Origin of the sequence: Thermoanaerobacter sp. YS13 (genome assembly GCF_000806225.2) — a bacterium.
In the GTDB taxonomy this organism is placed as follows: Bacteria; Bacillota; Thermoanaerobacteria; order Thermoanaerobacterales; family Thermoanaerobacteraceae; genus Thermoanaerobacter; species Thermoanaerobacter uzonensis.
The window spans coordinates 51,373-63,504 of record NZ_JOOI01000002.1 but is presented as its reverse complement, the minus strand read 5'-3'; the positions used below and the strand labels follow the sequence as shown (position 1 = coordinate 63,504).

Below are 12,132 nucleotides of genomic sequence, written 5' to 3'. Positions count from 1 at the left end.
TAGCAAAAAAGTCAATAGGAACTTTGCATAAATTTTAATTAAATGTTAACTTTTACATATACTATTGAAATTCTAGAAAATGTTTTCTATAATAAAAAATAGGGTAAGAATTTTATTTGAAAAAGGTGATAAGATGGAATATGCAAAAATATTAGAAGACATAAGGAATAACATTGAAAAAGTGATAGTAGGGAAAAGAGAAGTTATCGATTTAATGCTTACAGCCTTAATCTCTTCAGGGCATATTCTTTTAGAGGATGTGCCAGGTGTTGGTAAAACTACAATTGCCAAAGCATTAGCTAAATCTATTAGTTGTGAGTTTAAGAGGGTTCAATTTACTCCCGATTTACTTCCTAGCGATTTGACAGGAATAAATGTGTACAATCAAAAACTCAATGAATTTGAGTTTAAAAAAGGTCCTTTATTTACCAATATTTTATTAGCTGATGAGATAAATAGGGCCACACCCAGGACTCAATCCAGCCTTCTTGAATGTATGGAAGAAAGACAGGTAACTGTAGATGGTGTGACTTATCCTTTAGACAAACCCTTTTTTGTTATTGCTACGCAAAATCCTATAGAAAGTTACGGCACTTTTCCTCTTCCCGAGGCTCAAATAGATAGGTTTTTGATGAAAATAAAAATGGGATATCCTAAAAGAGAAGAAGAGCAGAGAATAATAGACCTTTTTGATAAAGGTAGTCCTTTAGAGAATATTCAACCAGTCTGCAGCAAAGAGGATATAATAAAAATGCAAAAAGAGTATACCAATGTGTATGTGGAAAAAGATGTTGCCAATTATATTTTAGATATAATTGAAAGGACAAGAGAAGATGGGGAGATAGAATTGGGAGCAAGCCCAAGAGCTACATTAGCTCTTTATAAATCTTCTCAAGCTTATGCTTATATAAAAGGAAGAGATTTTGTAACACCAGACGATGTAAGGTACATTGCACCATTTGTGCTTTCTCACAGAATTATTTTGAAAGGGGTAGGTAAACTTAAGAATTTAAATGCGGAAGATGTAGTGAAAAGAATCTTAGAAGAAGTTCCAATCCCTCTTGAAAAATAAAAATTAGGTGGTTTTGAAAATGAATGCTTTGTGGTTTATTTTTGTTGTAGCTTTTGTATTAGTCATGCAAGCTAATCTTTATAAAAAATACATTTTTAAGGATTTGAAAATAGAAAGGAAGTTTGAAAATCCAGCTATTTTCCCTGGGGAAAAAACAACGCTTAGGATTACACTTGTAAATAAAAAAATTTTCCCTATTACTTATTTGAAGTTACAGCAAAAGATTCCTGTGGAGCTTCAAATGGTAAAATCATCCATGGTGGAAAATAATGATAAAGTTAAGTATTTTCATACTACAGTGCTTTCTATGATGCCTTTTCAGAGAATTACAAGGAAATTTGAAATTGTAGGTATAAAAAGAGGAGTGTACAATCTTTTTGACCCTATTAAAGTTTTTTCTACCGATTTATTTGGCAGTGAGGAATATGAAAGTGAAATATTGGCTCATGCGAGACTGGTGGTTTATCCTGATCTCATAGATTTGAATAGTTCTTTTGTTGTGGCTGATTCTCTTCAAGGAGACGTATTTGTAAGAAGATGGATAATAGAAGACCCTATTATTATAAGTGGAATCAGAGATTATACTCCTTCTGACAATTATAAAGACATAAATTGGAAAGCTACTGCCAAAAATCAGACATTAAAAGTGAATAAATATGATTATACAGCAGATAAAAAAATAATAATATTGTTTAACATTGATTTTCACAGGTATCTGTTTAAGACTATTGACATACAAGAGTTTGAAAAGGCAGTGGAAGTAGCAGCTTCTTTATCAGTGGATTTATTAAAAAAAGGCATTCCTGTTGGATTTTCTACAAATGCTATCTGCCTTTTTGAGGGGGATTACAGCATTATAGAACCTTCTGCAGGAGAATCTCAGATTTCAAAACTTCTTGAGGTTTTTGCGGGTTTGTCTTTTTTTAAGAGATATGACCTGGAAGAAATTTTAAGGCTTATGACAAATCATTTGTCATGGGGCACAGATTTAGTGGTTGTAACGCCTTTTGTAGATGATAAAGTTGTAAATGCTCTTTCTGACATAGGAAATACAAAAATTTCAATTGTTTCAATAAAGCCTAATAAAATTGGTCCTTTACCGTCAAATATTAAGTTATTCTTTTATAATGAAGAGGGGAAGCAACTTGAAACTGTGGGATAGAGAAAAGTTTGTGAGGACGTTTTTGACAGTTTTAGACGGCATGATGGTATTTTTAATTTACACCCTATTAAATGGGCTTTTTATTAGAGAAAAAGGTATTTCCTTTGGAATAATCCTTTTGGCTTCTTTAATAAGCGGGGTTTTTAACAATGCAGAAATTGAGATGAACGAAAAATCTTATAAACAATTGAATTTAACTATAGGTGTTGTAATTAGCGTTTTATTGAGTACAATAATTAGTGAAAATTATTATCAACTTGTGGCCCTATTCATTGTGTTTTTGTATATTTGGTCAAGAGGAGTAAAAAACAGAGGGGTCTTCGTTAATTATATGTTAAATGTAGAACAATTTTATAAGCAGTTAATAGGACTATTTGTCATAAATATTGCGAACTATTTTATGCCTCCTGAAGATATATTGATAATTCCCAAATATAGCATTATTTATATTCTTTTGAGCATTTTTGTGCTTTTGGAAGTTAAAAATCTCAGATTCTCCGATAATAGGTCAAATAAAAGAGTTTCGACTTTTGAGTGGGTAGCAGTAAGCCTTATAATTTTAACTGTGATTTTACTTTCTTCTCCTGCTGTGAGAGAATTTATCTATCATTATTTGTATGAAGGCATTGTGAAAATTTTTGTTTATGGCGCTTCTTATTTAGCTTATGGTTTGTTTTTAATGTTGTCAAAGCTTTTTAGCTTATTGCCAATAGATAAAGAATTTTTTAAAAAGGCGATGGATAAGGCCTTAAGACAATATAACAATAAGGAAAATATTTTTGAGGAGCAGATTCCTCAGGATTATGCTTGGCTTGCCCACTTGATAAATGGAATAGCTACTTTATTAGCTGTTGTTATAATAATTGCTTTGATAGTGTATATAATAAAAGCAATAACAAGACTACAAAAAGAAAAGCATGAAAGAGATTTTACAGAAGAAAAAGAGATTGATATAAAAATTGGGGATTTGCAAATATATAAAAGATTAAAAGGGATAAGGCAGAAAATAGCTGAAAATGTTCGAGAGCGAGTAAAAATTTATAGGGATTCGAGGGAAAGGGTAAGGTATTATTATAAAAGATTTTTAAAACGCTTATACGAAAACAAAATTCTTGTAAAAGGTAACAATTCTAGTGAAGATGTTTATAAAAAAGTGGTGAAAGTTTTTCCTTTTGTGCATTCTGCAATGAGGGAAATTACAGCTCTTTACGAAAAAGTAAGATATGGAAATTATTATCCTCAATATGAGGAAGTAAAGGAATTTGAAATAAAATTAAGAGAAATTACAAAAAATTTGAAACAACTTTAGATTTACTTTAGACTGCAGACAAACTTTCGAAAATAGGATATTTTGCAATCGGTGCGACTTGTGACAAAGCAGCAACAAAATTTAGCAAGATCGAGGGTGGAAGCAGGGCCGAAGCCTAAAAATTTTTGACTTTATCAACAAGCTGAGATTTACTTTGCTCAAATAAATCGTATATAATAGTACTATGGAAGGTGTTTAGAAAAATAGTGAGAGGGGAATGACAGTGAAAAATCCGCTAATTATTACATTGATTGTTTTGGCTGTAATAGCTGTATTAGTATTTGGAACAATTTATGGAACTTACAACCAGTTAGTGGCTTTAGATGAAAATGTGAACAGCAAATGGAGTCAGATTGATAATCAGCTTCAAAGAAGGGCTGATTTAATTCCTAATTTAGTAGAAACTGTTAAAGGATACGCAACCCATGAAAAAGAGATTTTTGATAGTGTAAATAAAGCGAGAGAAAAACTTTTAAGTGCTAACACTGTTGCCGATAAAGCAGCTTTTAATGAAGAGTTAAATACAGCTTTGGGAAGGCTTCTTGCTATTGCAGAAAATTATCCTAATTTAAAAGCTGATGCAAATTTCAGGCAGTTAAGCGACGAACTAGCAGGAACTGAAAACAGAATAGCTGTAGCGAGAATGGATTATAACAATGCTGTTCAAGCTTATAACACTAAGATAAGGTCTTTTCCAACCTCTATCATTGCTAATATGTTTGGCTTTAAAGAGAGAGAATATTTTAAAGCAGATGAAGCAGCAAAAACTGTGCCTAAAGTAGATTTTTCTAAATAAGCATTCTTGCAATAAATTAGAATAACCTTATGCTGTAATTATAAAGGTTTCTTATAAACTCTTCGAACAGATTCGACTTGAACTTATCTTTGTGATAAATAATGCTAAACTTCCTTTCAAATCTTATATTTTCAATGTCAACTTTTACGAGTCTACCGCCTCTTATCTCCTTTTTTACGGCCAGCCTGGATATGACCGAAACGCCTATATTGGCTTCGACAGCCTTTTTTATGGCCTCCGTATTGTTAAGAACGTATTTTATTTTGTACCTCACATTATTTCTCGCCATGGTCTCCTCAAAGACCTCCCTTGTTCCACTTCCCTTTTCTCGCATGATTATATCCTCATTTTCAATCTCTGCGGGGCTGATGCTTTTTTTCTCTGCCCATCTGTGGTTTTTTGAACATACAAGATATAGCTCATCATCTATATAGGGTGTTACAACAATGTCCCTTGAATGGACCGGACCTTCGACAATGCCAAGGTCTATAGAATTGTCAAATATCATCTTTTCTATCTCTGCCGTGTTGCCAATCGTAAAGTAGACGTCGATACTGAACTTTTGCCTGAACTCGCCGATTATCTCCGGTAGCAGGTAAATTCCCACCGTTGTACTGGTTCCCACTCTCAGCCTTCCCATCCTCATGTTCCTCACATCATCAAGAGTACTCTCTGCTTCCTTGACAAGATTGAGTATACGCTTTCCGTAGCTATACAGGATTTCCCCAGGATAGGTAAGACTGAGATTCCTACCTATCCTGTCAAAGAGTCTGACTTGTAGCTCTCCTTCCATCTGCGATATGGCCTGGCTGATAGCAGGTTGGGACATATAAAGTTTTTTTGCGGCAGCAGACATGCTCTTTAACTCGCAAACGGTTACGAAAATCTCTATATCCCTGAGGGTCACAACGACCACCTCATATAACCATAAAATTATCATTTTCATAATATCATAATACTTTACTAATGAAAAGATAAAAAACTTGGCATTCTTAAACTTTCTCAAGTCTTGTGGATTGTTCACCTTGTATAAATTATTATTATCATTGATATAACTATTTATTATTAGACTAAAATTTTTATGGGTGTTATACTTATATCAAAGTTAATTATTTAACGTTAATTATTTAACATAAAAATTTAAAAAGAAAATTCTGAACATTCTGTTTGGACTTGAGGGTACTGTTCCAGTTATTCAATCTGCCTTTTATATTTGTTGAGTTCTAAGATTGATGTTTTTTGTCAATCTTTTTGTATCTGAATTATAAAGAATATCAAATGAATGGTATTGAGGAGGAAGAAGATGAGTTATTGTGTAAACATTAAAAGGATGAATGAAATCTTAAAAGAATTGCAAAAAGAGTATAAGGTATATGCTCCTGTGCGCTTTGAAAAGCGTGGTCGTTATTCAGACACTGATTTGATTCGATATGCAGAAATTAACTCAATTGAGGATGTAGTCTACGATGAGAAATCAGATTTTTCACCAAAAGAAGTGATTTATCCGATTACCCAGGCGCTATTCTACTTTACCGAATATGAATATATGGAAAGCAAGGCAGATGACAAAAAGATTCTGATATTTGCACGCCCCTGTGATATAAATGGCTTTAGACGACTTGATACTATCTTTCTCAAAAACGGAGGAACAGAAGATATTTACTACAAGCGTTTACGGGAAAAAGTAAAGTTTATTTTAATGGAATGCAAAGAAGGAGGTTGGGATAGTTGTTTCTGCGTCTCAATGGGCTCCAATAAAACCGACGACTACAGTTTAGCAGTTAGGTTTGGCGATGATAAGATATTGGTAGAAATAAAAGATGATGAATTTACCAATTTATTTGCCGATGAAAGAGAAGTAGAATTTACCCCTGAATTCGTTACCTCTAACCCGACAAAAGTTAACATCCCTGAAATTGATAGCCATGAATTATTAGAAAAAATTTACGATCTCGATATGTGGAAAAGTTATAATTCAAGATGTATAAGCTGTGGAGCCTGTACCGCTGTGTGCATAACCTGCAGCTGTTTTAACACATTAGACGTAATATACACAGAAAACGGAAAAGTTGGTGAGAGGAGAAGGGTTCAGGCCAGCTGTATGCACGAAGATTTCACGACAATGGCAGGTGGACTGAGTTTCAGGAAAACCGCGGGAGAGCGGATGAGATTCAGAACTCTGCATAAAATTTATGACTATAAACTTCGTTTCAAAGACGAGCACATGTGTGTAGGATGCGGGCGGTGTGATGAAAGATGTCCTGAACTAATATCTTTTCCGGCTACCATTAATCGCCTGTATGATGAAGTGGAAAAACTCAAAAAAGCGGAGACAACAAATAAAGATATAAGGTAAACAGCATCAATTGAGGAGGTAAAGTAAATGAGTAAAAATATAATGCTTCCAGTTCCCCATAAAATAATCGATATTATACACGAAACAGAAAATGAATATACTTTCAGAATAGAAACCAATGCAAAGGTAAAACATGGACAATTCTTTCAGGTGTCTTTACCTAAAATCGGAGAAGGCCCTATATCGGTAAGTTCGATGGGAGATAATTGGGTAGAACTCACCATACGGAAGGTAGGAAAACTTACCAATGAAATATTTAATTTAAAACCCGGTGATAAGATATTTATGCGAGGCCCTTATGGTAATTCATTCCCTGTAGATGATTTTAAGGGTAAGGATCTAGTTGTCATCGCCGGTGGAACTGGGGTTTCTCCTGTTAGAAGCCTTTTAAAGTATTTTTATGAACATCCAGATGAAATACACTCTCTGTATTTCATTGCGGGATTTAAGGACGAAAAGAGTATACTGTTCAAAGAGGATTTAAATAATTTTAGAAGCAGGTTTAACACAATTTATACTCTTGATAAAGATAAGATAGAAGGCTTTGAGGTCGGCCTTGTTACAGAACACATTAAGAAAATACCATTTGACAGCTTTGAAAATTACAATGTAGTAATTGTAGGTCCTCCTGTTATGATGCACTTTGCCGCTTTAGAATGTTTAAAGAACGGTGTAGCCGAAGATAAAATCTGGTTATCTTTTGAAAGAAAAATGTCTTGTGGCGTCGGCAAGTGTGGCCATTGCAAGATAAATGAGACATATGTTTGTCTGGAAGGGCCTGTCTTTAATTATACTAAAGCAAAAAATCTGTTGGATTAATCGGAGGGATAATTATATGAGTTACGATATAGATGTAAAAAAGGTTCGAAGAAATTGTTATCGTCAGTCAAAAGTGCGTGGGGAGTTTATGCTCCAGATACGCGTTCCCGGCGGTGTTATAGATGCCAAATATCTGTCATTTTTTCAGCATATTGCGGAAACTTGGGGAAACGGAGAATTTCACCTGGGAGTCAGACAGACAATTTCAATACCAGGAATCAAATATGAATATATAGATGAGGTTAACAAATATATAAGACCATATATCGAAGAAATTGAAGTAAATTTATGCGGAGTTGATATGGCAGTTGATGACAACGGGTATCCGACCATAGGGGCTCGTAATATAATGGCTTGCATAGGTAATCGTCATTGCATATATGCTAACATTGATACAACCGACCTGGCCAGAAAAATAGAAAAGATTATATTCCCCAGCGATTATCATATAAAATTAAATATATCAGGATGTCCTAACGACTGTGCTAAAGCTCACGTTAGTGATATCGGTATAATTGGTATTACAAAGCCGGAATACGATTATGAGCGCTGTATAGGGTGTAAAAAGTGTGTAGAAGCGTGTGCTCATCATGCAACGCGTGTTTTATCTGTAGAAAAAGGAAAAATCGTGAAAGATACCTGCTGCTGCGTCGGCTGTGGTGAATGCGTCCTAGTGTGTCCAACCGGTGCTTGGACCAGGAACCCTAAAAAATTCTACAGAGTATTGATCGGCGGCAGAACAGGAAAGCAAACACCTCGTATGGGAAAAATCTTTTTAAATTGGGTTACAGAAGATGTGGTTTTAGGTGTACTTAAAAACTGGGAGACATTTTCTGCTTATGTTATGAACAACAAACCTGAATACATCCATGGTGGACACCTTATTGACAGAGTGGGATATAACAAATTTAAAGAAATGATATTAAAAGATGTCAAACTTAACCCAGAAGCTATGGTGGCTGAAAGGGTATTATGGACAGAAACCGAATACAGGTCTAATTTTAATGTAAAACCTGTAACCTAACGTTAAATTGGCATGGAATAGTGAAGGAATCGAGACGTATATAAGGTGCAGGTTATTGCAAAAATGGTGTTGGAGATGTCCATGTTATGGCCGAGCAGCCAAGCGTATAGTGCCCTTAGGCAATTTACAAGGAAATATAAAGGCAGGTGAATAAGATTGATAAAAGAAATTGTAGATTCTCATGTACATGTTTCATTACTTCCTTTCGAAGGATGGGAGAGCATGGCACTAGCCGGAGTAAAGAAAATTATTGGCTGCTCCCTATTTTTTGGTGCAAAACATGCAGAAACACTCTTTGATCATTTCCATCAAATGTTAACTCTTTCTGTAAGCAATGCTACTAAAAAAGATATTAAGCTTTACATAGCCATTGGCTTCACCCTATGGGAATACCGGATGACTGAAGAAGTTTTTGGTATTTAAACGCTCAGCAATATGATTTATTACTAAGTCATAGTATTTAAAAACCAACCTACTTAGTGGTAAATCCATAATAAAGGAGAGAAGAGCATGCTAGTCAACAATGGCCAAGATGAATTTCTTGATTTAACAATCCTCACCTACCTCAAAAAACTTGGACCGGAATATGCGAAGCTTCTGGCGATGCGCTTAGGTTTATCTTTGGAAGAAAGCAGAAAGCGACTTCAAAGTTTGGAGGAGAGAGGACTAATCCAGCGAGTGGAAAGAAGAATAGTTAAATATTACCATAGACGACGAAAAAGTGTTAAGCATCGCAATCACACATATTATGAGCTCACCAGGGAAGGGGAACTTTTTTTAAGGCAGGCGAGGAAGAAAATTGATATTAATTTTGACATCGAATACCCTAACAGGTAGAAGGGTCATATAGGGAGGAGGATTTTAAAGTGAAATATGTTGATGTAGAAAAGATTAAAAAAGACTTTCCAATATTAAATGTTAAACCTCATGGTAAAAAGCTTATTTACCTTGACAATGCTGCTACAACTCAAAAGCCAATTAGCGTTATAAAAGCCATGGATAAATATTATGAAGAATTAAACGCAAATGTATACAGAAGCCCCCACTATTTAAGTGTTCTTTCTACACAGGCTTATGAAGAGGCAAGAGAAAGAGTAAAAAAATTTATTAATGCTAAAAGTGTGGAATCTATAGTTTTTACAAGAAATACTACAGAATCCATAAACTTTATAGCATACACGTGGGGAATGAAATATATAAACGAAGGGGACGAAATAATACTGACAATAGCTGAGCATCACAGCAATATGCTTCCTTGGCAAATGGTAGCAGAGGCCAAAAAGGCGAAACTTAAATATGTCTATCTTGATGATGATTTTAGGCTTTCTATGAAAGACTTTAAAGAAAAAATGTCTGACAAAGTAAAATTAGTTGCTGTGCAGCATATGTCAAATGTTTTGGGCATAATAAATCCTGTAGAGGAGATTACGCATATTGCCCACAAATACGGGGCAAAAGTATTGGTAGATGGATCGCAAAGCGTACCTCATATGCCGGTTGACGTACAGAAAATAGATTGTGACTTTTTTGCTTTTTCAGGGCATAAAATGTTAGGACCTATGGGAATTGGCGTACTTTATATAAAAGAAGACTTGCTTTCTGATACGCCTCCTTTTTTAAGAGGAGGAGAAATGATAGACGAAGTTTTCGAGGACTGTGCAACTTTTGCTCCTCCACCTCTTAAATTTGAAGCAGGAACACCTAACGTAAAAGGAGCTTGTGTGCTTGTTTCTGCTATAGATTATATAGAAAAGATTGGCCTTGAAAATATATATAAACACGAAAGGGAGCTTTTGGAGTATGGTCTTCAGAAAATGAAAGAGTTAGACTTTGTAAAATTGTATGGCCCCAACGATGCGAAGGAAAGAGGAGGAATAATTTCCTTCAATGTAGAAGGTGTCCATCCTCATGATGTTGCTACAATACTAGACGAAGAAGGAATTGCTGTAAGAAGTGGGCATCACTGCTGTCTGCCCTTAATGAGATACTTAGGCGTTCCTGCAACTGTAAGAGCAAGCTTTTATCTCTACAACGATTTTGAGGATATTGATGCCCTTGTTGAAGGACTTAAAAAAGTTAGGAAGTGGTTTAAATGAGCGATTTAAATCAGCTTTATTCTGAGGTTATAATGGAACATTACGAAAATTCTCCCCATCAAAAAGAACTGAAAGATGCTACTCACAAAGAAAGAGGTTACAATCCTCTTTGCGGCGACAATATTACTCTTTATTTAAAAATGAATGGTGACATTATAGAAGATGCTTCTTTCACGGGCCATGGGTGTGCCATAAGCCAAGCCTCAACCTCTATGATGATAGACCTTATAAAAGGGAAAGACAAAAAAGAAGCTTTAAGGCTTGTGCAACAATTTATAGACATGATGCACAAAAAAGATGTAAATCTTGATGAATTAGGTGATGCTCAAGTACTGCAGGGAGTATCTGACTTTCCTGCCCGCGTAAAATGTGCTTTACTTGCGTGGAAAACGCTTCAGGAAATTTTGTAAAAAAGAGATAAAAGTTTGATAATGTTCTTTTGACATGAATGCGAATATTTTTAAAATATGCCTCTTCCTATTTGAAGTCTAACGATTCTCAGGATAATAGTATAACTTTTTTTAAAAAGCCAGCATATTTTAAAAATTTGTGTTGATACTTATTATTATCTATGCTAATATACTAGACATGAACAGTAATACATTAAAATAGTTTAAATTTAGCGAAAGAATGATATTTTTAAAGCATTAAGTTAATTACAAAATATTAAGATAGGGAGAGGCAAAATGAAAAAGGGAATTTTTTTAATTGCAATTGCCTTTTTATTATTATTTAATTCCATAGCTTTTTCTGCACCTGATGTTCCATCTAAACCTATTCAGTTTAAATATGTATATGATTATGCGGGGCTTATGTCTCAAAATGATATAGAAGAGATCGAAAAAGTAGGGAAAGCTTTAGATGATGCCACAAAGGCACAAATAATAGTTGTTACAGTTGACAGCATTGGAGATTACCCAATTGAGGAATATTCTCTTAGCCTTTTTAGAAAATGGGGAATAGGAGACAAGGAGAAAAACAACGGTGTTCTCCTTTTAGTGGTAAAAGACAGACTTTTAAAAGGTCAGGCTGGAAAAGTGAGAATTGATGTAGGTTATGGCTTGGAAGGGGCAATACCGGATTCTGTTGCAGGAAGGATTTTAGACGATTTTGTTTTAACTTCTTGGGCAAAAGGCGAGTACTCTAAAGGCATATACGCCGGTTATATGGCTATAGCCTCAAGGGTTGCAAAAGAGTACAATATAGACCTTCAGGGATTGGATGCTTCCAAATACAGTGTCAATACAAGTAGCAATGATAGTGGTATATCATGGGAAGATATTGCTGTAGTGATTATACTCATCTTAATATTTATTATCTTTGGAAGAGGAGGAAGAAATATAAGAAGAAACTGGTGGGGTCCAGGAAGCTTTGGCTCAGGAGGATTTGGAGGCTTTAGAGGTGGTGGCTTCGGCGGTGGAGGCTTCGGTGGAGGCTCTGCCGGCGGTGGAGGAGCTAGCCGCTAAAAATGATATATATATTTATAGATGCAAGTGAT

12 protein-coding genes and 1 pseudogene are annotated in these 12,132 nt (G+C 34.9%); 12 read left to right on the top strand and 1 reads right to left on the bottom strand.

The window, feature by feature from the left end:
- The first annotated feature begins 133 nt into the window (after positions 1-133).
- The 4 genes from THYS13_RS08205 (at position 134) to THYS13_RS08190 (ending at position 4,339) form a co-directional block, all read left to right on the top strand.
- Entirely contained in the window at positions 134-1,072 is a 939-nt protein-coding gene (locus THYS13_RS08205; RefSeq protein WP_042834082.1) for a MoxR family ATPase, read from the top strand.
- A gap of 19 nt (positions 1,073-1,091) precedes the next feature.
- The gene (locus THYS13_RS08200; RefSeq protein ID WP_042834081.1) at positions 1,092-2,234 is read left to right on the top strand and encodes a DUF58 domain-containing protein; all 1,143 of its coding nucleotides are present in this window, start codon (positions 1,092-1,094) and stop codon (positions 2,232-2,234) included.
- Positions 2,218-3,543 (top strand): hypothetical protein, encoded by a 1,326-nt coding sequence (locus THYS13_RS08195; protein ID WP_042834080.1) that lies wholly within the window; start codon positions 2,218-2,220, stop codon positions 3,541-3,543. Before THYS13_RS08200 ends, THYS13_RS08195 begins: the two co-directional genes overlap by 17 nt.
- A 223-nt stretch (positions 3,544-3,766) precedes the next feature.
- The gene (locus THYS13_RS08190) at positions 3,767-4,339 is read left to right on the top strand and encodes a LemA family protein (protein WP_042834079.1); all 573 of its coding nucleotides are present in this window, start codon (positions 3,767-3,769) and stop codon (positions 4,337-4,339) included.
- Positions 4,340-4,355: 16 nt separating this feature from the next.
- On the opposite strand, the gene THYS13_RS08185 is transcribed toward THYS13_RS08190, so the two are convergent.
- The gene (locus THYS13_RS08185; protein ID WP_042834078.1) at positions 4,356-5,246 is read right to left on the bottom strand and encodes a selenium metabolism-associated LysR family transcriptional regulator; all 891 of its coding nucleotides are present in this window, start codon (positions 5,244-5,246) and stop codon (positions 4,356-4,358) included.
- Positions 5,247-5,642: 396 nt separating this feature from the next.
- Between THYS13_RS08185 and asrA the strand changes: the two genes are divergently transcribed.
- The 8 genes and pseudogenes from asrA to THYS13_RS08145 all read left to right on the top strand — a co-directional run bounded on the left by asrA (position 5,643) and on the right by THYS13_RS08145 (position 12,100).
- Positions 5,643-6,695 carry an anaerobic sulfite reductase subunit AsrA gene (asrA, locus tag THYS13_RS08180; RefSeq protein ID WP_042834077.1) on the top strand — a complete coding sequence of 351 codons (1,053 nt, stop codon included), beginning with the start codon at positions 5,643-5,645 and terminating at the stop codon, positions 6,693-6,695.
- Between the two features lie 27 nt (positions 6,696-6,722).
- Positions 6,723-7,514: an anaerobic sulfite reductase subunit AsrB gene (gene asrB, locus THYS13_RS08175; RefSeq protein WP_042834076.1), complete on the top strand. Its 792-nt coding sequence runs from the start codon at positions 6,723-6,725 to the stop codon at positions 7,512-7,514.
- 16 nt (positions 7,515-7,530) lie between these two features.
- Positions 7,531-8,538, top strand: a complete 1,008-nt coding sequence (gene asrC, locus THYS13_RS08170; RefSeq protein ID WP_003869857.1) for a sulfite reductase subunit C — start codon at positions 7,531-7,533, stop codon at positions 8,536-8,538.
- A 159-nt stretch (positions 8,539-8,697) separates the two neighbouring features.
- A pseudogene (locus THYS13_RS08165) lies at positions 8,698-8,939 on the top strand (hydrolase TatD); the annotation flags it as partial.
- Between the two features lie 109 nt (positions 8,940-9,048).
- Positions 9,049-9,375, top strand: a complete 327-nt coding sequence (locus THYS13_RS08160) for a DUF2250 domain-containing protein (RefSeq protein WP_042834074.1) — start codon at positions 9,049-9,051, stop codon at positions 9,373-9,375.
- Positions 9,376-9,404: 29 nt separating this feature from the next.
- Positions 9,405-10,634: a cysteine desulfurase gene (locus tag THYS13_RS08155; protein ID WP_042834073.1), complete on the top strand. Its 1,230-nt coding sequence runs from the start codon at positions 9,405-9,407 to the stop codon at positions 10,632-10,634.
- Positions 10,631-11,044, top strand: coding sequence for a Fe-S cluster assembly sulfur transfer protein SufU (gene sufU, locus THYS13_RS08150; RefSeq protein WP_042834072.1), 414 nt, complete (start codon positions 10,631-10,633; stop codon positions 11,042-11,044). Before THYS13_RS08155 ends, sufU begins: the two co-directional genes overlap by 4 nt.
- Before the next feature lie 276 nt (positions 11,045-11,320).
- Positions 11,321-12,100, top strand: coding sequence for a YgcG family protein (locus THYS13_RS08145; RefSeq protein ID WP_042834071.1), 780 nt, complete (start codon positions 11,321-11,323; stop codon positions 12,098-12,100).
- The last annotated feature ends 32 nt before the right edge of the window (positions 12,101-12,132 follow it).